Source organism: Pseudarthrobacter sp. 1G09 (assembly GCF_050038305.1).
Taxonomy (GTDB): domain Bacteria; phylum Actinomycetota; class Actinomycetes; order Actinomycetales; family Micrococcaceae; genus Arthrobacter; species Arthrobacter equi.
In genome coordinates this window covers 834,508-859,672 of sequence record NZ_CP188306.1, presented here as the reverse complement: position 1 = coordinate 859,672, position 25,165 = coordinate 834,508, and the positions used below count along the sequence as shown (strand labels likewise).

At 66.5% G+C, this 25,165-nt stretch carries 21 protein-coding genes, 1 tRNA gene, 1 other RNA gene and 1 pseudogene; 12 read left to right on the top strand and 12 right to left on the bottom strand.

Annotation, left to right across the window (positions count from 1 at the left end):
- Positions 1-27: 27 nt before the first annotated feature.
- The 4 genes and pseudogenes from ACP3TD_RS04105 to ACP3TD_RS04090 form a co-directional block, all read right to left on the bottom strand.
- On the bottom strand, positions 28-957 hold the full coding sequence (locus ACP3TD_RS04105) for a phosphodiesterase (protein WP_426765666.1): 930 nt from the start codon (positions 955-957) through the stop codon (positions 28-30).
- A 164-nt stretch (positions 958-1,121) separates the two neighbouring features.
- A complete protein-coding gene (locus ACP3TD_RS04100; protein ID WP_045729997.1) occupies positions 1,122-1,634 on the bottom strand; it encodes a glutathione peroxidase in 513 nt (170 codons plus the stop codon).
- Positions 1,619-2,320 carry a hypothetical protein gene (locus ACP3TD_RS04095; RefSeq protein WP_426767320.1) on the bottom strand — a complete coding sequence of 234 codons (702 nt, stop codon included), beginning with the start codon at positions 2,318-2,320 and terminating at the stop codon, positions 1,619-1,621. Before ACP3TD_RS04095 ends, ACP3TD_RS04100 begins: the two co-directional genes overlap by 16 nt.
- A gap of 113 nt (positions 2,321-2,433) precedes the next feature.
- Positions 2,434-2,787: pseudogene (locus ACP3TD_RS04090) on the bottom strand (M23 family metallopeptidase); the annotation flags it as partial.
- Between the two features lie 633 nt (positions 2,788-3,420).
- Between ACP3TD_RS04090 and ACP3TD_RS04085 the strand changes: the two are divergent.
- Positions 3,421-4,341: an oxygenase MpaB family protein gene (locus ACP3TD_RS04085; protein ID WP_426765664.1), complete on the top strand. Its 921-nt coding sequence runs from the start codon at positions 3,421-3,423 to the stop codon at positions 4,339-4,341.
- A gap of 81 nt (positions 4,342-4,422) precedes the next feature.
- On the opposite strand, the gene ACP3TD_RS04080 is transcribed toward ACP3TD_RS04085, so the two are convergent.
- Positions 4,423-4,510, bottom strand: a tRNA-Ser gene (locus tag ACP3TD_RS04080).
- Positions 4,511-4,890: 380 nt separating this feature from the next.
- Here ACP3TD_RS04080 and ffs point away from each other — a divergent pair.
- The 3 genes from ffs to recR all read left to right on the top strand — a co-directional run bounded on the left by ffs (position 4,891) and on the right by recR (position 9,434).
- An RNA gene (gene ffs, locus ACP3TD_RS04075) (signal recognition particle sRNA small type) lies at positions 4,891-4,987 on the top strand.
- 21 nt (positions 4,988-5,008) lie between these two features.
- Positions 5,009-8,761 carry a DNA polymerase III subunit gamma and tau gene (locus ACP3TD_RS04070; protein ID WP_426765662.1) on the top strand — a complete coding sequence of 1,251 codons (3,753 nt, stop codon included), beginning with the start codon at positions 5,009-5,011 and terminating at the stop codon, positions 8,759-8,761.
- A 73-nt stretch (positions 8,762-8,834) separates the two neighbouring features.
- Positions 8,835-9,434 (top strand): recombination mediator RecR, encoded by a 600-nt coding sequence (gene recR / locus ACP3TD_RS04065; RefSeq protein ID WP_091718033.1) that lies wholly within the window; start codon positions 8,835-8,837, stop codon positions 9,432-9,434.
- Between the two features lie 73 nt (positions 9,435-9,507).
- Here the strand turns inward: recR and ACP3TD_RS04060 are convergent, their stop codons facing one another.
- The 3 genes from ACP3TD_RS04060 to ACP3TD_RS04050 form a co-directional block, all read right to left on the bottom strand.
- The gene (locus ACP3TD_RS04060) at positions 9,508-10,458 is read right to left on the bottom strand and encodes a hypothetical protein (RefSeq protein ID WP_426765659.1); all 951 of its coding nucleotides are present in this window, start codon (positions 10,456-10,458) and stop codon (positions 9,508-9,510) included.
- A gap of 351 nt (positions 10,459-10,809) precedes the next feature.
- A complete protein-coding gene (locus ACP3TD_RS04055; protein ID WP_426765657.1) occupies positions 10,810-11,943 on the bottom strand; it encodes an ABC transporter permease in 1,134 nt (377 codons plus the stop codon).
- Positions 11,940-12,899 carry an ABC transporter ATP-binding protein gene (locus tag ACP3TD_RS04050; protein WP_426765655.1) on the bottom strand — a complete coding sequence of 320 codons (960 nt, stop codon included), beginning with the start codon at positions 12,897-12,899 and terminating at the stop codon, positions 11,940-11,942. Before ACP3TD_RS04050 ends, ACP3TD_RS04055 begins: the two co-directional genes overlap by 4 nt.
- Positions 12,900-13,105: 206 nt before the next feature.
- Here ACP3TD_RS04050 and ACP3TD_RS04045 point away from each other — a divergent pair, with 206 nt between their 5' ends.
- Positions 13,106-14,464 (top strand): aspartate kinase, encoded by a 1,359-nt coding sequence (locus ACP3TD_RS04045; protein WP_091718027.1) that lies wholly within the window; start codon positions 13,106-13,108, stop codon positions 14,462-14,464.
- 102 nt (positions 14,465-14,566) lie between these two features.
- On the opposite strand, the gene ACP3TD_RS04040 is transcribed toward ACP3TD_RS04045, so the two are convergent.
- A complete protein-coding gene (locus ACP3TD_RS04040; RefSeq protein ID WP_426765653.1) occupies positions 14,567-14,782 on the bottom strand; it encodes a hypothetical protein in 216 nt (71 codons plus the stop codon).
- A gap of 164 nt (positions 14,783-14,946) precedes the next feature.
- The gene (locus tag ACP3TD_RS04035) at positions 14,947-15,189 is read right to left on the bottom strand and encodes a hypothetical protein (RefSeq protein WP_015935909.1); all 243 of its coding nucleotides are present in this window, start codon (positions 15,187-15,189) and stop codon (positions 14,947-14,949) included.
- 76 nt (positions 15,190-15,265) lie between these two features.
- On the opposite strand from ACP3TD_RS04035, the gene ACP3TD_RS04030 reads away from it, so the two are divergent.
- The 4 genes from ACP3TD_RS04030 to ACP3TD_RS04015 all read left to right on the top strand — a co-directional run bounded on the left by ACP3TD_RS04030 (position 15,266) and on the right by ACP3TD_RS04015 (position 17,726).
- The gene (locus tag ACP3TD_RS04030) at positions 15,266-15,733 is read left to right on the top strand and encodes a MarR family winged helix-turn-helix transcriptional regulator (RefSeq protein WP_426765651.1); all 468 of its coding nucleotides are present in this window, start codon (positions 15,266-15,268) and stop codon (positions 15,731-15,733) included.
- A 101-nt stretch (positions 15,734-15,834) separates the two neighbouring features.
- Positions 15,835-16,422: an SSI family serine proteinase inhibitor gene (locus ACP3TD_RS04025; RefSeq protein ID WP_426765649.1), complete on the top strand. Its 588-nt coding sequence runs from the start codon at positions 15,835-15,837 to the stop codon at positions 16,420-16,422.
- Positions 16,409-17,371, top strand: coding sequence for a 3-methyladenine DNA glycosylase (locus ACP3TD_RS04020; RefSeq protein ID WP_426765647.1), 963 nt, complete (start codon positions 16,409-16,411; stop codon positions 17,369-17,371). Before ACP3TD_RS04025 ends, ACP3TD_RS04020 begins: the two co-directional genes overlap by 14 nt.
- Positions 17,349-17,726, top strand: a complete 378-nt coding sequence (locus tag ACP3TD_RS04015) for a serine protease inhibitor (protein WP_426765645.1) — start codon at positions 17,349-17,351, stop codon at positions 17,724-17,726. The genes ACP3TD_RS04020 and ACP3TD_RS04015 overlap by 23 nt, the downstream gene beginning before the upstream one ends.
- A 108-nt stretch (positions 17,727-17,834) precedes the next feature.
- Here the strand turns inward: ACP3TD_RS04015 and ACP3TD_RS04010 are convergent, their stop codons facing one another.
- Positions 17,835-21,164 carry a S8 family serine peptidase gene (locus ACP3TD_RS04010; protein WP_426765643.1) on the bottom strand — a complete coding sequence of 1,110 codons (3,330 nt, stop codon included), beginning with the start codon at positions 21,162-21,164 and terminating at the stop codon, positions 17,835-17,837.
- A 114-nt stretch (positions 21,165-21,278) separates the two neighbouring features.
- Complete coding sequence (locus ACP3TD_RS04005) at positions 21,279-21,464, bottom strand: hypothetical protein (RefSeq protein WP_426765641.1); 186 nt, start codon at positions 21,462-21,464, stop codon at positions 21,279-21,281.
- Positions 21,465-21,731: 267 nt separating this feature from the next.
- Here ACP3TD_RS04005 and purS point away from each other — a divergent pair, with 267 nt between their 5' ends.
- Genes purS through purL form a run of 3 tightly spaced genes read left to right on the top strand, consistent with a single transcriptional unit; the run spans position 21,732 to position 25,076 of the window.
- Positions 21,732-21,983 carry a phosphoribosylformylglycinamidine synthase subunit PurS gene (gene purS / locus ACP3TD_RS04000; RefSeq protein ID WP_015935902.1) on the top strand — a complete coding sequence of 84 codons (252 nt, stop codon included), beginning with the start codon at positions 21,732-21,734 and terminating at the stop codon, positions 21,981-21,983.
- 1 nt (position 21,984) lies between these two features.
- On the top strand, positions 21,985-22,770 hold the full coding sequence (gene purQ / locus ACP3TD_RS03995; RefSeq protein WP_426765639.1) for a phosphoribosylformylglycinamidine synthase subunit PurQ: 786 nt from the start codon (positions 21,985-21,987) through the stop codon (positions 22,768-22,770).
- A complete protein-coding gene (gene purL, locus ACP3TD_RS03990; protein ID WP_426765637.1) occupies positions 22,767-25,076 on the top strand; it encodes a phosphoribosylformylglycinamidine synthase subunit PurL in 2,310 nt (769 codons plus the stop codon). The genes purQ and purL overlap by 4 nt, the downstream gene beginning before the upstream one ends.
- Positions 25,077-25,165: the final 89 nt, after the last annotated feature.

The following is a 25,165-nucleotide window of genomic DNA, read 5'->3' as shown; positions in this document are numbered from 1 at the left end:
GGAGGTCAAAGCAAAGTCAACGCAAAGTCAGCGCCCGGTAGTGGCGCTTGTTTTTGGCGTGGTGCGCTGCTTCGCTGTCTCGGGGATACGGACCCCGGCGGCCTCGAGGCGCCGCGCGGTCTCTTCCGCTGTCACGTGCTCGCCCACCGTCGTCGCGCTTCCCATGGGGACCACCGAGTGGACAATCGTGTGCTCGTACACGTGGACCAGGTTGAATGCCTGGCCGCCGTCCTGCCCCCGCGTGCCGCCCACGGGGACGTTGAGGTCCTGGGTGTAGCAGCTTGCGGAGGCCACCGACACCGGGATCCCGGCGAAGGTGGCGGTGGTGGAATAGTGCAGGTGCCCGGCCAGGATGGTCCGCACATCTGAATTCCGGACCACCGCAGCCAGCGACCCCTGGTCACGAAGTTCCACCAGCACCGACAGGTCCAGCACCGAGGGCACGGGCGGATGGTGCAGGGCAAGGATGGTGCCGTCCGGCGCAGGCGTCTCAAGTTCCCTGGACAGCCACTCCAGCTGGGACCCGCTCAGCTCGCCGTGGTGGTATCCCGGAACGGTGGTGTCCATGGTGATCACGCGCAGGCCGTTAATGAAGTAGCTGTTGTCCACCGGTGCGTCATCGCCGGGCTGGTCCAGCAGGCCCTCGCGGAAGTTGGCACGGTTGTCATGGTTTCCCATGGCCCAGATGACCTCGGCGCCGAGCTCCTCGCAGGCGGGGTCGAGGATCGCGCGAAGCTTGGCATAGGCGCCTGGCTCGCCCTTGTCGGCAAGATCGCCGGTAAAGATGACGGCCTCCGGCCTTGCCCCGGACGCCTTGACCTCTTCAAAGAGCTGCGTCAGGCGGGCTTCGCTGTCAACGACGCCGTACAGGGGCTCCGGCCCTCCCAACAAATGGGAATCGCTCAGGTGGAGTAGGAAGTGGCGTGGCCGGGGATGTTCGGCCTCGATGTGCTCCATTGCTACCTCTGTGGTCGGTGGGAAACGGCGCTTCCCTTGTACCCCTCAGTAATATTTATCCAATCAGACATTTGGCAAACTTTGGGCAAATCGCCGGAGCTGATGTGGAAAAAGCTAAAAGAACTGCGCTTTCTGCAGGGCAAATTCGGGACATAGCCTACATTTCAGCCGAGTGCTTTTTCAATCGCGTCGATGACCTCCGCTGAATCCGGCTCCACGGTGGGTGCGAAACGAGCCACCACGTCGCCCTCGCGGTTCACCAGGAACTTCTCGAAGTTCCACTTCACCAGTCCCGGAAGGATCCCTGTCTTGAACTTGGTCAGTTCGGCGTAGAGCGGGTGCTGGTTTTTGCCGCGCACATCGGCCTTGGTGGTCAACGGGAAGGAGACACCGAAGTTTCGCTCGCAGAACTCTGCGATCTCGCTGTCACTGCCCGGTTCCTGGCCCGCGAACTGGTTGCAGGGGACACCCAGGATCTCGAATCCCCTGTCGCGGAACTTGCCATACAGGGCTTCCAGGCCCGCGTACTGCGGCGTGAAACCACAGTTCGAGGCAACGTTGACTACTAGAACCACGTTCCCCTTGAACCGGGCGAACTCGGTGGTGGTGCCATCATTCAGGGTCAGGTGGATTGGGTACAGGGGTGCCACGCGTTGCGTCCTCAGGTAGTTGTCCATGCCGGTGCTTCGTTGCCAACCCCCCACGGTACTGGTCGCGGCTGCGTGTTTCCTGTACGTGTGAGGGGTTTGGTCCGGCCGGGGCCGAGGAACTCCCGGCCTAGGGGTCCGTTGCAGGCAAGGTGGCGGAGGGCAGCGGCGTTGGGGTCGGCGCGACGGTGGGGGTCAGGGTGGCGGTGGAGGTCGGCCCCGGGCTGGGCACCGCGGACGACGGCGGAGGTGCAGTCGGCGTCATGGCAGGCGACGTCGGAGTGGGCGTAGGAGTGGGCGCCTGTGTGGGGACCGGCGTCGGAGTTGGCACGGGCGTGGAAGTGGGCGTCGGGCTCGGCGACGGAGCGGGTGAAGGCGTGGGCGTTGCCGTAGGTGTTGGTGCTGCTACCGACGGGGTAGGCGTTGGTGTCGGAGTGGGCCTGGGCGAAGTTGTCGGAGTCGGGCTGGGAGTCGCGGCCGGCGCCGACGGGGTAGGCGTTTGAGTCGGACTGGGTGAGGGCGTAGGCGTAGGCGTAGGCGTAGGCGTAGGCGACGGTACCTGGGGAGCACCCGGCGGCGGCAGGACCGTCCCTGTGGGTCCTGTCGTGACCGACGGGAAAGGAGACGGAGACGCCATGGCGGGGGGCGTCGTCGTCGCCGCGGTTTCCTCCTGGCCGGCCGACGGATCCGCTCCCACCCCCAAAGGTATGGTCCACACTGTGGCTCCCGATGAAGCTCCGGCGCCAGGGGCATAGGAAACCGAGGGCTCGGGTGCAGGTCCTCCCAGTGCGCGGAGCGTCATCAGGCTCCAGCCCCGGGGGCTGACGTACCGGCCGTCCACGATCGTTTCAAAGTGCAGGTGGCAACCGGTGGACCACCCTGTGGTGCCCACCCTGGCGATGGCCTGGCCTACCTGCACCATGTCTCCCGCGCGGACGGCAATCGACTCGAGGTGGTTGTAGGTGGTGATGAGGCCGTTACCGTGATCGATTTCCACCCGGTTGCCGCCGCCCCAAGGATGCCAGCCGGCAGCCCGCACCACGCCGGAATCGGCGGCGTAGACGGTGGTGCCACACGGAGCCGCGTAGTCCTGGCCAAGATGGAAATCCCCTGCCGTCCCAGTCAGCGGACTGGTGCGGAACCCGAAGGGAGAGCTGGCATTCAAAAGGGCTAGCGGTGCCATCAGGAAGCCGGCCGGCGGCCTGCCGATGCCCGACAGTTCCATTGACACCGTGGATTGTGAGCCAACTCCCGAGCTGCCCACCTGGGGGCGCGGAAAAGCGACGGCAGCCCCGGGATCAGTAAGGATTGCCGGAGACAGCAGGCCGGGACCAACACGGCCGGACGCCTGGGTGTCCTGGGCAGGTGCACCGGGAAATTGGAAACCGTTCCCCGCACCCGTTAGCAGGTCATTCGCCCCGGGTGTGGCCGCAGTCCGGACGGTGTCGGCTGAACCCGGCCACAGACCGGTGGAAGAAGCACTGAGGTTCACCACACCGAAGGCCACCGCCAAAGCACCTGTAGCAACCAGCGCGCGCGCGGCCGGATGGCTGAAGCGCCGGGCATCTCCGCCCATACCGGTTTCCCCAATGCTTGCCCAATTGACTGGCTCCAGAAGGTAGCCATCCGCGCTTTCATGACGGTACATCTCATGGGACCATACGGGCGGACCAGTGTGAACCCCTAACAACACATTGCGGGGATTATGTGGAAAACCGCAGGCTGGACTGACGCGGGGCACCCAAGCCCTGGTCACCGGCGGGCTGTGCAGGGCAATTTCCTCCCATCGACCGGCGGAACCGGGCAACAATGGGGTATGCGGAGCTTTCTTCGGAAGTGGCAAGGCGAAATCAGGAAGACGTTCACTGGAAGGTCGGACGCCCCTCCGGACTGGGCCGTGCGGCTGGAGGAGGGGGACGACGCCGGATACCACCACCCCGGTTCCGCCGTGTGGGCAGTCCACGGCTCCATGTCCCCTATCGTGGCGGGAATCCGGACGCTCCTGATGCAGGCGCTCCATCCGGGGGCGCTGGCGGGCGTCCACGAGCATTCGAACTTCCGGGAGGACCCGCTGGGCCGCCTTGCCCACACGATCCGCTGGATCTTCACGGTGACATACGGTTCACGGGAAGCCGCCGAAGAAGCCTCGGGCAGGGTCCGCCGCCTGCATGTACCCGTGCGCGGGACCTATGACGGCAACGATGGCCAAGCCCACAGCTACAGCGCCAACGATCCCCACCTTGCCGGCTGGATTCACATCGCCTTCACGGACGCGTTCCTGGCCTCCCACAAAATCTGGGGTGGGCCTGTTCCGGGAGGCCCCGACGCCTACGTCCGTGAGTGGGCCCAGGCCGGCAGGCTGATGGGCGTCGACCGGCCACCGCTGACGGAGGCTGAGATGCGGGCCGAACTGGACCGCTGGTACGAAAGCGGCCAGCTGCGCGCGGACCATCGGGTCGCCGAGACGGTGGAGTTCATCCGAAAGGCTCCATTGCACCCGCTGCTGCGGCCCGGCTATCGTGTTCTCTTTGCCGGGGCCGTGTACAGCCTCGAGCCCCGGTACCGCGAGATGCTAGGGCTCTCTGTCCCGCGGCTGGGCCCCTTCCCGCTGCCGGTGAGGCTGGCGACCAAAGCCGTCCTCGGCGTCGTACGCCTCACGCTTGGTCCCCGTGGACCGAGCGAGATTGCAGCGCGGGCGCGTCTGCTCCGGCTGGGAATGGCAGCACCGGACGCCTGAGCACCGCGCCTTTCAGAATGCCCGCAATCCGGCCAGAACATGCAAAAACCCGGCCCCACACTGTGGGACCGGGTTCCTGGCTGGCGGAGAATGGGGGATTTGAACCCCCGAGGGCGTTAACCCAACACGCGTTCCAGGCGTGCGCCATAGGCCGCTAGGCGAATTCTCCAGCTGCTCTTGAATCAAAAGCAGATACTAGATTACCTGAAGATTCGCGCATCGCCCAATTGGGCCATTTTCCGCGTCCCACCGGCCCGGCTGGCCAGCCATCCACAACGGGCCATACGCCAGAAATGGGCGCCCCCAACGCGCCCATTCCATCGGACACCGTTGAGCTGCCGGGTCCGGCCCGTTCAGCCAGGCCACACAGCTCACAACCTTGAGATTGCCCCAATCGGTGTACATACCTATGATCGCGGCTGTCGACGGGATAAGCAATGAAAATAGCCCCTCCATGCTCGCCAATCCATCCCGGGCAGGCGTGGCGGGCGGAAGATGCGCGGGACCGCTCCCGATTCGAGTCGGGCCCGATGTTCGGGTAAAGTGTCTGACGGCCCCTCATGTGGCGTCATCCTGTTGAACTCCCCCAGGACCGGAAGGTAGCAAGGGTAGACGGGCTCTGGCGGGTGCATGGGGGGTCTTTACTATTCCCCCACAGGGCGGCAGGATGTCGGCCCGGATTGGTAGGGTTTTTCCTGTGACAGTTACTACCGCTCTCTACCGCAGATACCGTCCCGATTCGTTCGCAGACGTTATCGGGCAGGAGCATGTCACCGGACCACTGATGACGGCTTTGCGCAAGAACCGCGTCAACCATGCCTACCTGTTTTCCGGCCCCAGGGGCTGCGGCAAAACCACCTCCGCCCGCATCCTGGCCCGCTGCCTGAACTGTGCCGAAGGCCCCACCGATACCCCCTGCGGCGTCTGCCCCAGCTGTGTTGAACTGGCCCGCGGCGGCTCCGGCTCCCTCGATGTGATCGAGATTGACGCAGCCAGCCACGGCGGTGTGGATGATGCCCGCGACCTCCGTGAACGCGCCACCTACGCCCCTGTCCGCGACCGCTACAAGATCTTCATCATTGACGAAGCGCACATGGTTACCTCGGCCGGCTTCAACGCCCTGCTGAAAATCGTCGAAGAGCCGCCGGAACACATCAAGTTCATCTTCGCCACCACGGAACCGGACAAGGTCATTGGTACCATCCGCTCCCGCACGCACCACTACCCATTCCGCCTGGTTCCGCCCGAGCCGCTGATGGCTTACCTGGAGCTGCTGTGCAACCAGGAGAACGTCCCGGTGGCCCCCGGCGTCCTGTCCCTGGTCATCCGCGCCGGCGGCGGGTCCGTCCGTGATTCCCTTTCCGTCCTGGACCAGCTCATGGCTGGCGCAGGTCCGAACGGGCTCGACTACGAGCTCGCGGTTGCGCTGCTCGGCTACACGCACGCCTCGCTCCTGGACGACGTTGTGGAGGCCGTTGCCGCCTCGGACGCAGCTACCGTTTTCCGCGCGGTGGACCGCGTCATCCAAACCGGGCATGACCCGCGGCGCTTCGTTGAGGACCTTCTGGAGCGTTTCCGCGACCTGATCATCGTCCAAGCCATGCCGGAGAGCGCCCAGGTTATCCTGCGCGGCATGCCGGCGGACCAGATCGCCCGGCTGCAGAACCAGGCCCACAACCTCGGCGCCGCGGAGTTGTCCCGCGCTGCCGATGTCACCAACACGGCGCTGACCGAGATGACAGGTGCCACGTCTCCGCGGCTGCACCTGGAACTGCTCTGCGCCCGGATCCTGTTGCCAAGTTCGGAACAGAATGAACGCGGCATTGCTGCGCGCATCGACCGCGTCGAGCGGCGGCTGAACTACTCCGGGAACGACGCCGGTGCTGCCGCCGGCCAGGGTGCCAGCGCCGCGCTGGGTGCCGGATCGGCACCACACGCCCCTGCAGCGACACCGATTCCGGCGGCAACGCAGGGTGGCGCTGCCGGCGGCGGCCAGGCTTCCGAGCCCCACGCTACCGCTGCCCAGTCCCACATAGCCCAGTCCCCCGCTGCCCAGTCCCCCGCTGAGCAGGCTCCCGCTGAGCAGGCTCATACGGGTCAGGCTCAGGCAACGCAGGCCCCTTCAGTGCAGGACCCTGCGGCCGGAACTCCGGAGCAAACTCCCACGGCTCCCATCACCTCGGTCCAGCCGCAGGCTGGTCCAGATGCACCTTCCCACCGTGCAACAGGGGAATCTTCGCCCCGGACAACTCAAGGCGCTCCGGGTCCAGGAACCGCAGGGGCCGTGGACGGCCGCCCGCCGCTGACTGCCCCGCGCGTGAGCACCAACGACTGGCCCGTGGATCAGCCTGGCAACGAACGCCACCCGGGCAGCAGCGCCTCTCCGGTCCAGCCTGCTGCGGGCCGCCCGGTGCCCGCGTCAGGACCTGCCGCTGCGCTGCAGGGTCCACAAGGCGCTCCGGAGCAGGCTCAGCCCGCTTCGTCCTCCGCAACGCAGGACGCATCCGCCCCGGCCGGTTCAGCACACACGTCGCACGGTCGCGGCGACGCCATTGCCGGCGCCGGCAGCACTGGCAGTGCCGGACAGAACGCGCCACGCGTTACTGCGGCCCCTGGCGCCGGCAGCACTGGCAGTGCCGGACAGAACGCGCCACGCGTTACTGCGGCCCCTGGCGGCCCGGCAGGCATGGGCGACGTTGAAGTCCTTCGCCGTGCGTGGCCAGACGTGCTGCAGACCCTGTCCAAAATCAAGCGCAGCACCTGGGCGCTGGTGGAACCGAACGCCCAGGTCAGCGCCTTCGATGGCAGCGTCCTCACGCTCGCCTTCGCAACCTCCGGTCTAGCCGGTGCCTTCGGGCGGGCGGACCACTCCGACAACCTCCGCCAGGCGATCCACAAAACGGTGGGCATCGACTGCCAGATCAATGCAGTGGCGGCCGGCGCAGGCCAAGCGAGCGCTGAACCAAACCCAAAAGCACCCGCCAGCCAGGTAGCTACGGCCAATGAGGTGCCCACGGCCAGCCAGGTGGCTCCCGCCAACCAGGTAGCTCCGGCCAGCTCAGCCGACGTTGCCTGGGGCCTGGCCCCGGCGCCTACACCTGCACCAGCACCTACACCAGCGACTGAACCTGCCGATGTCGGACGACGTTCAGTCGACAACGCGCCATCCTCGCAGCCAACCCGTACCGGTTCCTCCGCCGTGTCCGCGGGGACCGGCGCAGCGCAGGCGGCCGAACACGCAGAAGTAGTCTCCACGCCGCCGGCGTCGCAGGACCAGGCGCAGGGTGCGCGGGCCGATGTCCCGGCACCGGGCAGCCACGCAGCCGGCAGCCACGCCCCTGGCAACCCCGGCGCTGCCGGCAACCCAAGCGGACCCGCATCCGGCGCAGGCGCACCCAGCAGCGTCCCGGCGCGTTCTGCCGTCAACAGTCCCGCCGGCTCCGCCGCACCTTCAGGTACCAGCGCTGCCGCCGGATTGGACCCCAATGCGGCCCTTGCAGGCGACTACTCCTACTCAGACGACGACTGGGGACCGCCGAGGGACGAGGACGCTCCCCCGCTGGAAGAAGAACCTCCCATGGACTGGGCACCCTCGCCCGCAAAGGGAAGCAATCCGGCGCCAGCACCGGGCCAAACACCGGGGTCCGCACCGGCGCCCGCGTCTTCACAGGCACCTGCGGCATCCCGCGTCGTGGAAGCCCCGCAGCGGCCTTCGGGCCCAGCAGACGGCGTCCACGACCCATGGACGCGGGCTGTGGAACAGGCCCCCGGCGTCTGGGTTGTGGGTACGGAAAGCAACGTGGGAGCCCCTACCGTCGCAGGCGGGGCCAGTGCGGATCTGGACAACCCGTCCAGGCCAGCAGGTGTCACGACTGTAACCAGCACCCCGCACTACGAGCCCGCCACGGCCCAGGTCCCGCCGTCCATCCCCGTTACTCCGGCGGCCGGACCGGCCCGCAGCACCGTTCCAGCGGAAGCACCGTCGGCACCAGTGGCGGCCACAACACCGGCAGCAGCACCGCCGGCACCAGTGGCGGCCACAACACCGGCAGCAGCACCGCCGGCGCCGGCCAGCCCGGAACCACAGCAGGCCCGCGAGTACGCCATGGCATCCTCCGCACCGGCATCCGCACCCTCGCCAGCACTTGCTACCGCCCCAGCGTCTGCCGTTGCCGCCGCAACACGACAAAGCCTCTACCAAAGGCTGTCCAACAGCCCGGAAGCCGAAGCCGGACGTGCCAAGGCCCCCGCACGGGCGGCCGCCGCAGCGGCCACCTATGTGCAGGACATTCCCAGCGCGGACGACGAAACCATCGAGGAGTCCGGCGTCTTCGGACGCGCTGCCGTGGAACGTATTCTGGGCGGAAAGCTGATCGAAGAACGCTCGCCGGACGGCAGCCCCCTGGCTCCGCGCTACTGACGGCGGCCAGTCGCCCAACAAGGCGGCCCTGCCATGACCTGCAAAACAACCAAACCAAGCTAAAGAGGGAATTGTGTACGAAGGTGCGGTCCAGGAGCTTATCGACGAGCTCGGACGCCTTCCGGGAGTCGGTCCCAAGTCGGCGCAGCGGCTGGCATTCCACATCCTCGAAGCAGATCCACAGGATATGAAGCGGCTGGTGGAAGCCATCACCACGGTCAAGGACCGGGTCAAGTTCTGCACGGTCTGCGGCAACGTCACGGAGCAGGAGCTCTGCAACATCTGCCGGGACCCGCGCCGCGATCCTGCCATCATCTGCGTGGTGGAGGAGTCCAAGGATGTCCTCGCGGTGGAGCGTACGCGCTCGTTCCGCGGGCGGTACCACGTGCTGGGCGGAGCCATCAATCCGATTGCCGGCGTCGGCCCCGAACAGCTGCGCATCCGTGAGCTGCTCACCCGGCTGAACGACGGCGCCATCCAGGAAGTCATCATCGCCACCGACCCCAACCTGGAGGGCGAGGCTACAGCCACCTACCTGGCGAGGATGCTCAAGACCATCGGGATTGCCGTCACCAGGTTGGCCTCCGGGCTGCCCGTGGGCGGCGACCTGGAGTACGCGGATGAGGTCACGCTGGGCCGCGCGTTCGAGGGCCGGCGGAACGCCCTAAGCTGACCGCGGGCTTCGGGGCTCGGGGCGCGGGGCGCGGGGCAAGGACATAACGGCAAGTGCAGTGCGCCAGTATCTGTCAGGCAGGCGGACGACGCCGGGACGCCGCCACGTGCGCGCCAACCAACAGGGCGCCGGTCAAACCAGCCTGCAGCAGGAGGCCAGCCGCTGCGAGGGGCGTCCGCGGCGAATCCATGCTCCTCGGTTCCCCGTTGACGCACGGAACCCGGGGGCCGTCGGCCGCGGCCTGCAGTTCCGCAGAAAGCCAGCCGGGCAGTTCCTGCCCCGGCCCCGGTTCACCGGCCAGCATCGTCCACACCACAATGGGGCTCACAGCCGGCAGCCACATGATCCGCTCCGTCCGGTAAACCTCAACGGTTCCGGCCGGGATCTGCGAGCACTCGTAGGCAACGGGGGTACCGTCCGCGGCCCGGTGCACGTTCAGGGCCACAGTAAGCGGTTCTTCGGAGCGGACAGCGGGCACCAGCAGTGCACCGGCAACCAGGGTCCCCGCCACGAGGAACAGGCTGAGCACCCAACCCGCCACCCTCGCCAGGACAGGGCGACCCACCAGGGCGGCCACAGCAACACCCATGGCACCGAACAGGGTCCCTTCCACCGCCGCCAGTCCTGACGAGGTGACAGCGAAGGATCCCGGGCCACCAGAAGCCGCTGCCTGGATGAGAAGGCTGACCAGCACCACCACTACGAACACCAGACCCTGCAGTGCAGTGGCCAGGACGGCGGCAAGATAACCCGAATGAGGCTCTCCGGTCGAGGCTCGCCGCAACTGGCAAGCCATGCCCCAGTGCATCCCCACCAGGGCCGCCGCAGCCGGAAGCAGCGAGGACGCAAGGACGTAGATCAGCAGCGCAGCGGGAACCAAGCCGGACTGATCGCCTTCCGCGGCGGCCGACACCCACACCAGGCCTGCGGCGACGGCCCACGTCGCACACGCTGCGCCCACGGCAATGGCCCAAAAGCGAAGCGAAGCAATACTGCCCCGCCAGGCCACGACTGCCGAAAGCACCGCCGCCCGGAACGCTGGACCGGCCGTTCGCCCGCCGTGGTCGTCGGCGTCATCGGCTTCATCCCAAGCGCCCCTGGGTCTGACTGGTTCCGTGCCCGGAGGGGAAGTGTCCCGGCCGATGGGCTCAAAGAATGGCTCCGGCGCGGGACTTTCGGAAGGTTGCCGCTGATTGGGCATACCGGGTCCGCCTTCCCTGGACAGGCCCCAGCCCCGGAAGTGTCCGGCGGTTGCCGGCCAACTAAGTTACAACTGGTTCAATCGTGGGATACAGGCGCCGGGCTGTCCAGATCCCGACGGGCCGAACCTCGAAAGGTCCCGTCCGGCGGGTTCGGGTTCAGCCCGCCGGCCTGCTCAGGCGATGCGGGTCCCGCGGGCGAGCTTGCGGGCGGGTGTCCGGAGCGAACGCCAGCCGAGCCACATCAGGAGCCCGGACAGCACGATCTGGAGGCCGAGGCCCGCAGGCCACAGCGGGGTCTTTTGCCCCAGGTATGTGGGCTGGACCTTGCCGTTGACGCACGGCATGATCCCCTCCGGCCCGGCCATGGCCTGGCGGGCTGCCTGGCTGATGCCTTCGATCGCGCCGATGGACGTGAAGTTCTGCCGCTCCGTCCTGTCCGGGTACGGAATAGCGTCCGCCACCACCACGAAGGGGTTCATGGCAAGCGTCCAGGCCACCCGCTCGGTATGCAGGGCGGACTGTTCCCGAAGAGGTCCGGAACAGGTGTATCCGGCGTCCATGGGCTCTGACTGCAGCGGCGCGTAGGCACGGTACTGCTGATTGTTGGCCATCACGGTGCCCTGGGTCAGCCCGGTGCCCAGCCCAAAGGAGATGAGGGTGCCAACCACCAGGCCGGCCACCGCCAGGTAGGTCACCACGATGGAAAACAAGGGGCGTCCGGCCAGCGCGGAAATCCCGACGCCGATGGCGCAGACAATGCCCACCTCAACGGCCAGCATCACCAGCGATACCAGTATGTACGCGGGAGTCAGGCCACCCAGCGCCACGCCAATTACCAGGAACGGCGTACTGGCCACCAGGAACGCCAGGGCCGCGGCCCATGCGGCGAAAAACTTTCCCCAAAGGATCTGGCCCGGTTCCAGCAGCGTGACCTGGAGGATGGCCAAGGTGCCGCCCGCCCGGTCACCGTTCACGGCGTTGGCAGACAGTGCCGGTGCCACCAGCAGCGCGAACAGCAGGACGAACGCCAGCACCACTTCAAAGATCAGCGAACCCGGGCCGGTGAATCGTGCTCCGGATACGCCACCGAAGTCGCGCTGGAAGGCATTCGAGGCGCTCCAGCTTGCCCAGGTCAGCCACGTCACCAGTCCGGTCAGTGCGAACCAGATGGCCAGCATGATGTACCAGCCGCGGGACCGGAGCCGCTGCTTCAGCTCCAGGGCCATCACATGCCCGATCCCCGCCATGTAGGGCCCGGGCGCTCCGCGGCGGGCGGCTCCTTCCCGGTTTGCCGTCATGCTGCTCATCGCCGTTCCCCCTCGAGGTTCATGTAGGTCTCCTCCAACGCGCCGACGGCCGGGGCAAAGGAACGGATTCCGACGCCGGCGAGCACCAGGTCCCGCAGGAGCCGCTCCGCCCCGACCTCGTTGTGCAGAACGAGGCTGACGCCCGGCCGGCGGCCTCCCTCGCGGCGGAATTCGAGTCCCAGCCGCTCCAGTTCCGCGGCGAGCGCAGCTGTGTCGGCCGCCGTGATCGCATAACGGCGGCCAGCGGCGACCGCCTCCTCAGTGGTTTGCTGCCGGACCGTGCGTCCGTTGTTGACGAACACCGCACCGTCCGCGATCTCATCCAGTTCGCTGAGGACGTGCGAGGACACCACAACGGCTTTTCCTTCGGCGGCGAGTTGCCGGAGTGTCGTCCGCAGCTCAACGCGGGACCCGGGATCCAGGCCTGAAGCAGGCTCGTCCAGGAGCAGCACCGATGGATCGTGGATGAGTGCGCGCGCCAGGCTCAGCCGCTGCTGCTGCCCGCGGGACAGGACCCTGGCGGGTTGGTCGGCGAGGTCTGCCAGCCGGACACGCTCCAGCATGTCGGTGACCCGCGGGGCGGTCCCGGACGCGGGGAGCCGGTAGAACCTGGCCATCTGGGTCAGGATCTCCCGGGCCGTCAGCGATTCCCACACGCCGAGGGTGTCCGGCATCCAGCCCAGCCGGCTCCGGACCTCCGCGCGGTTCCGGACAGGGTCCAGGCCGCCAACCGTGACGGTGCCCTGGTCCGGGTCCAGCAGCGAGGCCAGCATGAGAAGCAGAGTGGTCTTTCCTGCACCATTGGGGCCGATGAGTGCCGTGACCCTGCCCGCCGGGGCGTGGAAGTCCATATGGTCAACCGCGCGGACGGCGCCAAAGCTGCGGCTTACCCCCCGGGCCGTGATTCCGTCGTCGGGAACCTGCTGCCCGCCAGGCCGTTCCGAGATTATTGCCATAGTGTGCGCACCTGTCCCCCACAGTGTTGCTGCATGCTGATCCTCCGAGCGTACGCCAGCGGCCATGGCCGGGTTGTCGTCCTCCGGGCTGAGATTCGGTCATAATTCAGCGGCGCGGTACGGGCGGCGATAAACTGTCGGAGGATGCCGGGCCGCCCCGCTGCCTGGCTTCCGAAAATCCCATTGATCCGATGAAGGTATGCGCCATGAGTACGCCCACTACCGAAGTGCACAACGCGACGCAGCCGCAGGGCCTGCAGGCCGGCGGTGCGGTAACCAAACAACTCATCGTGCAGAAGTTCGGCGGGTCCTCCGTTGCGGACGCTGACGGCATTAAGCGCGTGGCCGCCAGGGTAGTAAACGCCCAGCAGGCCGGCAACGAGGTTGTTGTGGTGGTCTCCGCCATGGGCGACACCACCGACGAACTCCTGGACCTCGCCGCCCAGGTCACCGACTCCGCCCCTGCCCGCGAGATGGACATGCTTCTCTCCGCTGGCGAACGTATCTCCATGGCCCTCCTGGCCATGGCCATCAACAAGCTTGGCGCGTCCGCGCAGTCCTTTACGGGGTCGCAGGCCGGCATGATCACCGATGGCATCCACGGCAAGGCCCGCATCATCGACGTGGACCCCCACCGCATCCGCACCGCCCTGGACAAGGAAAATATCGCCATTGTGGCCGGTTTCCAGGGCATGAGCCGGAGCACCAACGAAATCACCACCCTGGGCCGCGGCGGCTCGGACACCACAGCGGTGGCCCTGGCTGCGGCACTGGAAGCTGACGTCTGCGAGATCTACACGGATGTGGACGGCATCTACACGGCCGATCCCCGGGTGGTCCCGTCAGCCCAGAAGATCGACACCATTTCCAGCGAGGAGATGCTGGAGCTCGCGGCGTCCGGTGCCAAGATCCTGCACCTCCGGTGCGTCGAGTATGCCCGCCGCTTCGGCGTGCCCCTGCACGTCCGTTCCTCATTCAGCCAGCACGAAGGCACCTGGGTCATCCCCAGCGCCGAAGACAAGATCACCACTCAAGAGGGAGTTGCCTTGGAGCAGCCAATCATCTCCGGCGTTGCGCACGACCGCTCGGAAGCCAAGGTCACCGTTGTGGGCGTTCCGGACATCCCGGGCAAGGCCGCGGCCATCTTCCAGGTCATCGCCGACGCCCATTCCAACATCGACATGATCGTCCAGAACGTGTCCACCCACGGAACCGGCAAGACAGACATCTCGTTCACGCTGCCCATCATTGAGGGCGCCGATGCCCTTGCCGCCCTGCACGCCGCGCAGGACTTGATCGGCTTCGAAACCATCGAGTACAACGAGAAGATCGGCAAGCTTTCCCTGATCGGCGCCGGCATGCGGTCCCACCCGGGCGTTTCGGCCACCTTCTTCAAGGCATTGTCCGACGCCGGCATCAACATCAACATGATCTCCACCTCGGAAATCAGGATTTCCGTAGTCACCCATGCAGACCTGCTGGATGAGGCCGTGCGCGTCATCCACAATGCGTTCGAGCTGGACAGTGACAACGAAGCCACCGTGTATGGCGGCACCGGCCGCTGACCGCCGCAGGCAGACCAAAAGCCGGGCCGCCTTCCATTGATCGATGGAAGACGGCCCGGCTTTTTCATGCTGTGCAGCCTGGGACCTGTCTGCCGGAAGGGTTCAGCCTTCCCGTTCCAGGTCTTCCCGCCGGACGGCGTAGTGGTGGCCTGTTGAGTCGGTTTCCACCACGAAGTGCGAAAGGTCCTCCTCCGAGGCCTGCTCGAAGTCGTCGTGCCTGTGGATCACCGGAGTATCGGCATCAAGCCGGGTCGCTGGACCGAAGAAGAAGCGGAGCCGGTCCGTCATGCTCATAAATCCGCTGAGTACGTGTGCCACTGTTTTCCACCCCCTTCCCCGGTGCGAGGAAATGAGCCCTTGGCTCCACCCGGAGCCGGTGCCCCTCATTTTACGCCGGGAAGGGGTAAAAAGCTCCGGACTATCCGGCGTCACCTCGCGGCTGGGAGCGGCGGCCGATCAGCTAGTGAGGGGCCGCAGGACCGTCAGCGCAGGGATTTGTCGCCCGGGTCCTTCGGCACCACGTAGGTGCTTCCGTCCGGCCGGGTGATGGTTTCCCATTGCTGGCTTTCAGCCTCGCGCTGAGCGAGCAGCCGGCGGTTTTCCTCTGTCATGGCGTGGCCGAGGGCGGAGCGGTTGGCCGGCCCGAAGACGGCCCGCAATTTGCCGGTGGCCCGCATGAACCGCTGGGAAGCGTTGCCCCTGTCTTCAGTGTTGCGCCTGGCCATGAACTTTCCTTCCATCTGACATCCTGCCTACCAAAAGTGTACGCTAACTATTAGTGCACTAACAGTTGGAGGACCAATGACCACCGCAGCCGCCCCGGACGCCCGCGAAGACGACCTGCTCCTGGAGCACCAGTTGTGCTTCGCCCTGACCGTGGCTTCCCGCAGCGTCGTAGGCGCCTACAAACCCGTCCTCGAAAAACTGAACCTGACGCACCCGCAGTACCTCGTCATGCTCGCACTTTGGGAAACCAGTCCCCGCACCGTCAGGAACATCAGCGAAGCCCTGGCCCAGGAACCGGCCACCATTTCACCGCTGCTGCGCCGCCTTGAAGCGGCCGGATACATCACCCGGCAACGTGCCGACGGGAACGAACGTGCCCTGTCGGTGGAACTCACGCCGAAGGGCGCCACCCTCCGGCAGGAGGCGCTTAAGGTTCCCGGCACCATGATGGACCGGCTGGGACTGACCCGCGGGCAGGTCACCGAACTGCACGCCAGCATGATGGCGCTCATCGCCGCCACATCCGGCAGCACGGAGTCATAGGCAGGGCAGCACACTCCCCTCCAGTGCACGGGCCTGGACCAGCGCAGCCCGCGGGACAAGCCGGGGAAGTTAGAATCGAGGCATGAATGAGGCGTCGGACCATGCGTAACGTGCGGCTTCACCTAGCGGCCCTTGCCGTCACCGCGGGGCTGCTCTCCGCCTGCACCGGTGGCCCGGACGGCGGCAACCCGCCGCCCTCGTCCACGTCCCCGGCTCAGTCGCCAACCTCCTCCGCCACGTCTTCGGCAACCGCGCCTCCGTCAACAGCCACTCCGTCCCCGGATACCGAAACGTCAGTTCCGGCCCCGCCGCCCGCTTCCCCGTCCGCGCTGCCTGCCGGGCCTGGCCAGGGCAATGCCGAGCTCGCCATCACTGTCATTCCGGCTGAAGGCCAAGCCGCGGTCAATTACACGCTGGTGTGCGATGCCGGAGTGCCGGCAGGCGAAAGCAGCCACCCGACGGCTGACGCCGCCTGCGCCGCCCTCAAACGGAATGCGGCCCTGCTGAACCCGGGGCCCCGCACGGCCCAGGCCTGCACCCAGCAATATGGCGGACCGGAAAAGGCGACCGTGACCGGAGTGGTTGACGGAACCGCCGTCGAAGCATCCTTCGCCCGCACGGACGGTTGCGAGATCAGCGCCTGGGACGCCGCGAAAGACATTTTGGGACGCGCCGGTGGAGCAACTTAAGCTCCTGGCGGCCAACGAGTGGCGGGCGAGGGAGGAGGCCCACCAGTTGCGCGTCGGCGGCTACGCCGACCCCTATTTGGAGCGAAGGTCCGCCGGACGGAAACACCCGGTGGAGGACTTCCTCTTCACCTACTACACGCAAAAACCGGGTCAGCTTCGCCGCTGGCACCCGGGCGCCGGAACGGTCCTGGCGGGCAGCGCGGGCGAGGCCCGGCGCGGTTGGAAGCACTACCGGGTGCTCGACGACGGCGAATTGGCTGTGCTCGGCCTGCCCGCGGGCAGCACGGCGGTCACCTTCGACCGGGCCGCCTTCCTGGCCGACCGTGCGGACGCGGTGGCATTTGCTGAGATCATCCTGCGCGGAACCGCGGCAAGGCCTGCCCAGTTCGGCTGCTTTGGCCTGCACGAATGGGCCATGGTGTACCGCCAGGACAAGTTCAACCTGCGCCACGAATACCTGAAACTTCGCCTGGATTCGGAGGGAACCGACCAGGTGGTGGAGGATCACCGCATCCGCTGTACGCACTTTGATGCGTTCCGCTTCTATACTCCTGATGCGTTGCCGCTCAATGAGCACCTGCCTACCCGGGACTCCCAACGGCACATGGAGCAGCCCGGCTGCCTGCATGCCAACATGGACCTCTACAAGTGGGCCTACAAGCTGCTTCCGGCACTTCCGAGCGAGCTGGTCATGGACTGCTTCGAGCTGTCGTGGCGGATCCGCGCCATGGATATGCAGGCTTCCCCCTACGACCTCGCAGACTGGGGCTACCCGCCCATCCGGATCGAGACCGCCGATGGAAAGGCCGACTACGTTGCCCGGCAGCGTGGCTTTGCCCAGGAAGCCGCAACACTTCGGGGCCGGCTGGCAGCGTCTTTGGCGGACGCCACAGGTCTGGCCACCAGGTCCGCGAAAGGAGAAAGCCATGGAGAACAAGGCGCAGCCTGATCCCGGATCCGTCCACCTGGTAATCAACCTCAGCGAAACGCCTGACGGCCCGCACCATAAATTCACCCTGCAGGCCAGCCACGGCAAGGTGTCCCCGGGCTCGACCGTACCGGACCCGCAGGCCGCCCTCGATGCCGTCCTGAAACACGGACCTGCGATCTTCTTCCCTGAACCCGGGCCGCCGCGCCTGTGTACCCAGCAGTATGGCGGGCCCCAGCAGGCCGTCGTTACGGGGACGTTCCGCGGCAGGCGCGTTCACACCACGCTGTCCCTGACCGATGGCTGCGAGATTTCCCGGTGGCGGGCACTTGCGCCACTGCTGGGCGGAACTGCCGGAGGGGCCGGCAGCACGTAGGCGGACGGTTACCCGGCCCAAGACAAGGATGGCCGGCGGATCGCAGTCGATCCGCCGGCCATCGGTTGTCCGGTTATTCAGGCTCCGGGCCTCTTGGGAGGCTGGTGCCTAGATTCCCAGGTTGGAGCTCCCCGATTCGTCCTGGAACTCCTTCTTCTTCTTTTCCTTCTTTACTTTGTCCTTCTTGTCCTTCTTGCCGGGATCCGTCTGCTCGTCATCCGGGACCACAGCGCCGGCACCCGGGGTTACCACCACCGAGACAAAGGTGGGGGTGGCACCGCCTGAGTAATTGACCCGGCCAATGTAGGAGCCCGGTTCAAGGTTTTGCCACGACAACGTCACGTCACCGGCAGTGCCGTTCGCCAGCCTAAGCGGGTTGGGGCTGACCGAGGCGTTGCCCATGTTGGCACCCAGGACCGCGGCATCCAAGGATGCCTTGGTGGGCTGGCCGTTAGGGCTGGCGTAGAGGTTGGCGAACATTGTGTACACGCCGGCCTTGGGGTTGCTGACGGACACCGATTCGCTGGCGGACACCGTCTGGGAGGCGAGCTGCTTGCCGTCCGGGGTGACCACCAGGAGATCGAAGTCAGCGTTCTCGTCGGAGGAGAAGACGGAGAACTTGGCCAGCGGCGAACCCGCGGCCACCGTCACCTGCTTCATGGCGTTGGAGGTATTGTTCGCCAGGGCCAGCGGCCCGGGGACCAGTTCCACGGCAGTTGAATCCGCCTTGGACAGGCCGTCCACCGTCATGCTGACCGGTGCATTGGTGCCGGACACCACGGGAATCTTCCCTTGGCCGGTCCCGCCCGCTGAGCTGAAGGCGGCATTCGCCGGCGCCACTACGGACTGCGGACGGACCGCTACCGGTGAAGCGACGTTCTTGCCGGCACCCTGCCAGACCAGGCTGCCCATGGCGAACTGGCCCGTGGGGGCGGAGGCGTTTTCAAACTTGACCTTGAACGTCCGCTTTTCGCCCACCGCGCTGAAGTTCAGGATCGAGGGGGTCACCGTGACCTTGACGCCCGGCACATTCACCTGGGCGCGGTACAGGCCGGGGGTCAGCGCCGTCACCGTGCGGGTCACCTCGGTCCTGCCGGTCAGCGAACCGAGTGCAAACGAGGCCACATTCATGTCACGCGGCGCCGTGGTCCCCAGATCCGGGATGCCAAGGTCCAGTCCGGTTCCCTGGATGAACTTCAAGTAGTCGGTCTCATTGGCGTCGTACACCAGGCCCGGGTCCAGGACCTTGGCGACTGACACCTGGCCGGCGCCGGTTGCGAAGACATCCGTGTTACGGCTGCCGTCCGCGTTCTTGACGTCCGTAGCGGTGGTCATCATGGCTGACTTGACCGTGGCGGGTGACCAGGTGGGGTTCTTCCCCAGGACCAGCGCTCCGAAGCCTGCCACGTGCGGAGCCGCCATCGATGTGCCGGACATCATGCCGAACTGGGCGCCGGCTTCACCGATGGGTGAAACGCCGGCCAGCACGGCGACGCCGGGAGCGGCGACGTCCGGCTTCAGCAGGTCTGAGTCGGTGGCCAGCAGCGGGCCGCGTGAGGAGAACCCGGCGATCTGCGGCTGGGGCTCCTGCGGCAGGCCGGTGGTGTCCTTGTTCACCAGCGCGGCTTTGATGGCGGGGTTGGCCGCCAGCTTGTCCTTGATCTGCTGCGTTGCCGGCGGATTCACGTGGACGGTGGGTACGGCGTGCTGGTCCACGTCCTCGGAGGACGGGGTGACGTTGACGAGGATCATGCCGACGCCGCCGGTGCGCTTGACCTCGGCGCTCTTGGCCACGCGGTCAACAACGCCCCTGTCACAGACAACGATCTTGCCGGCCACTTTGGCGGGGTCCAGTGTGTTCGGTCCGCAGAGCTCGGGGCTTGCGGCTCCTGCTGCTGCAGCCGATGCTGCGAGGACCAGGGGGCTGGCCGGGACGTTGTTGGCCATCAGGCTGGCACCGCGGTACTTGCTGCCGTCCTCGAATTCAACAGTTCCCTGCAACTCGGTGGAGAAGGACGAGGCAGCGACAGTGGTGAGCCAGGGTGCGCCGTGGTTGACGGTGCTGGCCGTGGGGCCACTGTTGCCTGCGGATGCGGAAACGAAGACTCCGGCTGAAGCGGCGGAGAGGAAAGCCAGGGCAACCGGGTCCGTGGTGGTGGAGGTGCTGCCCGAAATGGAGTAGTTCAGGACATCCACGCCGTCCAGGATCGCCTGGTTGATGGCGGCCACCGATGCGGAGCTGTAGCAGCCACCGGTGTTGGGGTCGGTGTCGTCCCAGCAGACCTTGTAGATGGAGAGCTTGGCGGCCGGAGCGACCCCGCCGGTGATGCCCATATCGCGGCCGCCCAGGTTGGCCCGGACGTTTGCGTTTCCGGCTGCGGTACTGGCGGTGTGGGTGCCGTGGCTTCCGACGTCAACGGGAGAAAGCACTTCCTCTGGGGCACGATTGGCCTCCGGGACGTACTTCTTGAAATCGTCGGCGAAGTAGCGGGCGCTGAGGACCTTGGAGTTGCAGGCGCTGCCGTCAAAGGCTGCCCCGGTGCCTTCGCCCTTTTGGCATTCGCCCACGAACGTGTCGCCGTCTGACTTCAACATGGCGATCTTGCCGTCTGCTGTCCGGTAGGGCACGCCCACCTCGGGGTTTCCGGCCAGGGGCTTGACGTCGGTTCCTGCGAAGAAGGGGCTGGAGGGGGTGTAGCCGGAGTCGATGACTCCCACCACAACGCCCTTGCCGGCGTTCTCCGTGCCACCGAAGGATGTGTTCCAGATGCCTTGCGGGCCGGAGAGCTGGAGGAAATCGGTGGTGGAGTAGTCCGGTGCGTTCTCGGTGTCCGGCGCCACCATGAGGACCTTCGGGTCCTTGGCCAGCTTCAGCGCCTGGTCTGCGGAGAGGTCCGCGGCGAAGCCGTTGATGGCGGCGGTGAAGTTGCGTTTGATCTGGACACTTTCGTCCTTGGCAATCTCGCGCTGCTGCGTTTCGAGATGCTGCTGGTAGCGCTGCACCTCCGGCCGCCCGGCGTCGAGCTTCTTTCCGCTCTGGGGTTTCGTAGCGCTCAGGTCGCCGGTGCCGCCTGCATAGGTGGCTGCGGGCTTCTCCGCCAGCACCACGATGTACCTGCCGGCCTGGTAGTCCTTGGGATCAAGGTTTTTCTGCTGGACCGACGGAACCTGCCCCGTGGCGGGGGCTGCCGTGGCCGGCACGGCTGCCACTGAACCAAGAAGCAGCGGAATCCCGACGGAGAACGCTGCAGCCCTCCGGAATCCGCCGCCCCCTGCAGGGCTCTTTCCTGTTAATTTCACGTGCACCCTTTCACGATGAACCGGCCTGTCAGGATTAGAGGGCCGGAAATGACCGGCTTGGTACAGGGAATTACAGGTTTTGTAATTCGATAAGACCAGCCGGTTCACAGAGTACAGACTGATAGCCGAATATGACATAGGGCACATACGGCGAATTTTCGCCAGTCATATACAGCGCTGGCGGGGGCCCGGACGGACAGCCCGGTAAGCCCTGCCTGTCAGGAGCAGGGCGCAGGAATCGGCGGCAGGACGCTACTGCCGGGGGGTCCGGACCACGTCGCTGATCCATTGCCGGGTCTTCTCGTCCACCGGTCCGGCCGTGCGGGTTTCCCGGGCGCGGCGGTCGGCTTTGATCTTCTGGAAGACCATCCGGCCCAGGCCGGCAAATACGGCCACGGCCATCACTGGCAAAAGGACGGACTTCGAATTCTCTGCCATCCCGTCATCCTAGTGAAGGGTCCGTTTCAACTCCATAGCGGGAATGGCTGGAAGCGCCGGATTCCCCTTTTGCGGGCCCCGCCGTGACGTGGATCTACCGAATACAGGGTGGGGCCGCCGGGCCGGTAGAATGATAGGGCAAGCTCGCGGAGCGCCCGTCCACAAAGTCTGGAACACTGCCCTACAGTGTGCCCCCAACACCGGTACGGCGTGAGACGGCATCACTCCGCTGCGCCCTTACCCAAGCTCACGCACAGGAGTTGCCGGATGCCCCGGATCGTTGTTGACGTCATGCCCAAGCCCGAGATTCTTGACCCCCAGGGAAAGGCGATCGTCGGCGCTCTTCCCCGCCTCGGCTTCACCAGCTTCAGCTCTGTCCGCCAGGGCAAGCGCTTCGAACTGACCGTGGACGGCGAGGTGACGGAGGAGATCCTGGCCCAGGCCCGCGACGCCGCAGAAACCCTCCTGTCCAACCCCGTGATCGAGGACGTCGTCAACGTCGAGGTCGTCGAGGCCTGAGATGACTGAACTTCCCCTGATCGGCGAGGCCATCGCCGTCGCGGCGGAGCCGCGCCTCGCCGGCGCCCGGATCGGCGTCGTTACCTTCCCCGGCACCCTTGATGACCGGGACGCGGCCCGCGCCGTGCGCCTGGCCGGTGCCACCGCCGTCGAACTCTGGCACGGCGACACCGAACTCGGTGACGTGGACGCCGTCGTGATTCCCGGAGGGTTCTCCTACGGCGACTACCTCCGTGCCGGCGCCATCGCAAGGTTCGCGCCACTGATGTCCAAGATCATCGACGCCGCCAACAGTGACGCCAAGCTGCCCGTCCTGGGCATTTGCAACGGCTTCCAGATCCTCACTGAGTCGCACCTGCTGCCCGGCTCGATGATCAAGAATGACCACCTGAAGTTCCTCTGCCGCGACCAGATCCTGCGCGTCGAGAACAGCAACACTGCCTGGACCCTGGACTACGAAGCGGGCCAGGAGATCACCATCCCGCTGAAGAACCAGGATGGCCAGTACATCGCGGACGACAGGACCCTGGACGCCCTGGAGGCCGAGGGCCGCGTCGTCTTCCGTTACGTGGGCTTCAACCCGAACGGCTCCCGCCGGGACATCGCCGGCATCTCCAATGCCGCCGGCAACGTGGTGGGCCTCATGCCGCACCCGGAGCACGCCGTGGAACCGGGCTTCGGCCCCGAGGCTGCGTTCTCCCGCGAGACGGGTGCCGGCGGGTCCGACACAGACGGACTCGGCTTCTTCACCTCCGTACTGAACAAGATTGTGGGAGGCGACAAGTGACCACCGAAACCACCAAGAAGTTCAACATCGACACCGTCGAGAACGCTGCCAAGACTCCGGACACTGAGCTGCCCTGGGTCGAGCTTGGCCTGAAGCAGAACGAGTTCGACGAAATCGTCAAGGTCCTGGGCCGCCGCCCCACCGGCGCCGAACTGGCCATGTACTCCGTCATGTGGAGCGAGCACTGCTCCTACAAGTCCTCCAAGAACCACCTGCGCCAGTTTGGCGAAAAGGTCACCGAGGAAATGAAGAAGGACATGCTGGTAGGCATCGGCGAAAACGCCGGCGTCACCAACCTGGGGGACGGCTGGGCCGTGACCTTCAAGATCGAATCGCACAACTCGCCGTCGTTCGTTGAGCCCTACCAGGGCGCGGCCACCGGCATCGGCGGCATTGTCCGCGACATCATCTCCATGGGTGCACGCCCCGTTGCCGTCATGGACCCGCTGCGCTTCGGCGCCATCGACCACCCGGACACCGCCCGCGTCATGCACGGCGCCGTGGCGGGCATCGGCGGCTACGGCAACTCGCTGGGCCTGCCGAACATCGGCGGCGAGATGGTGTTCGACTCCGTCTACCAGGGCAACCCGCTGGTCAACGCCCTTGCTGTGGGCGTCATGCGCCACGAGGACATCCGCCTCGCCAACGCTTCCGGCAAGGGCAACAAGGTGGTCCTGTTCGGTGCACGCACCGGCGGCGACGGAATCGGCGGCGCTTCCGTGCTGGCCTCCGAATCCTTTGATGACACCAAACCGTCCAAGCGTCCCGCCGTCCAGGTGGGCGACCCGTTCGCCGAAAAGGTGCTCATCGAGTGCTGCCTTGAGCTGTTCAAGGGCTCCCTGGTGGAGGGCATCCAGGACCTCGGCGCGGCAGGTATCTCCTGCGCCACGTCCGAGCTCGCTTCCAACGGCGACGGCGGCATGCAGGTTGAGCTGACCTCCGTCCTGCTGCGCGACCCGACGCTGACCCCGGGCGAGATCCTGATGTCCGAGTCGCAGGAACGCATGATGGCCGTTGTGACGCCGGAGAACGTGGAAGCGTTCGAGGCCGTCATGGACAAGTGGGCCGTGGAGTACTCCTGGCTGGGCGAGGTCACCGACACCGGCCGCCTGATCATCACCTGGGAAGGCGACGTGATTGTCGACGTCGATCCCCGCACCGTGGCGCACGACGGCCCGGTCTACGACCGCCCGTTTGCCCGCCCCGAGTGGCAGGATTCCGTGCAGGCAGACACCTTCACGGGCTCCGTGCAGGATGCCGGCCGCCCGGCCGCACCCGCCGAGCTGGCCAAGGCTGTGACGGAACTCGTGGCATCGCCGAACATGTGCTCGAAGTCCTGGATCACCAACCAGTACGACCGGTACGTGGGCGGCAACACCTCCATGGCCTTCCCGGACGACGCCGGTGTGGTCCGCGTTGACGAGGAAACCGGCCTGGGCGTTGCCCTGGCCACCGACGCCAACGGCCGCTACACCTACCTCGATCCCTACCACGGTGCACAGTTGGCCCTGGCCGAGGCGTACCGGAACGTTGCCACCGCAGGTGCCATCCCCATGGCCGTCAGCGACTGCCTGAACTTCGGCTCCCCCGAGGACCCCGATGTCATGTGGCAGCTGGCCGAAGCCATCCGCGGCCTGTCCGACGCCTGCCAGGTGCTCGGCATCCCCGTCACCGGCGGCAACGTCTCGCTGTACAACCAGACGGGTACCACCCCCATCCACCCCTCCCCCGTGGTGGCGGTCCTGGGCAAGCTCGACGACGTTGCCCGCCGCACGCCGTCGGGCTGGCGTGAGGATGGCCAGGCCATCTACCTCCTGGGCACCACCGCTGCCGAGCTGGACGGCTCTGAGTGGGCCAACATGCGCGGCCACCTGGGCGGCCAGCCGCCGAAGGTGGACCTTGAGACCGAGCGCGCACTGGGTGAGATCCTGATCAACGCCTCCCGCGACGGCATGATCGACGCCGCACACGACCTCTCCGAGGGTGGCCTCGCTGCCGTGCTGGTGGAGTCCTCGCTGCGCTACGGCGTCGGCGCGCGGATTGCGCTGCAGGATGTCATGGACCGCGATGGCGTGGACCTGTTCACGGCACTGTTCTCCGAATCCCAGGGACGCGCCGTCGTGGGCGTTCCCCGCTCGGAGGAAGTGCGCTTCACGGACATGTGCACCGCCCGCGGCTTCGCGCACACCCGCATCGGCGTGGTGGACGCTGCCAGCGGCGCCCTGGAAATCAACGGCGTGGAGAGCCTGTCCCTCGACGCCCTCCGCGAAGCCCACGAGGGGACGCTGCCGAAGTACTTCGGCTGATCCTCCCCACCGCCACCCTCGCCTCGCAAGCTCGGCCAGCGCACCTTGGCGGCGTGGGCCCAGCCAGCAGTTTGAGCCCGTCGAAACCC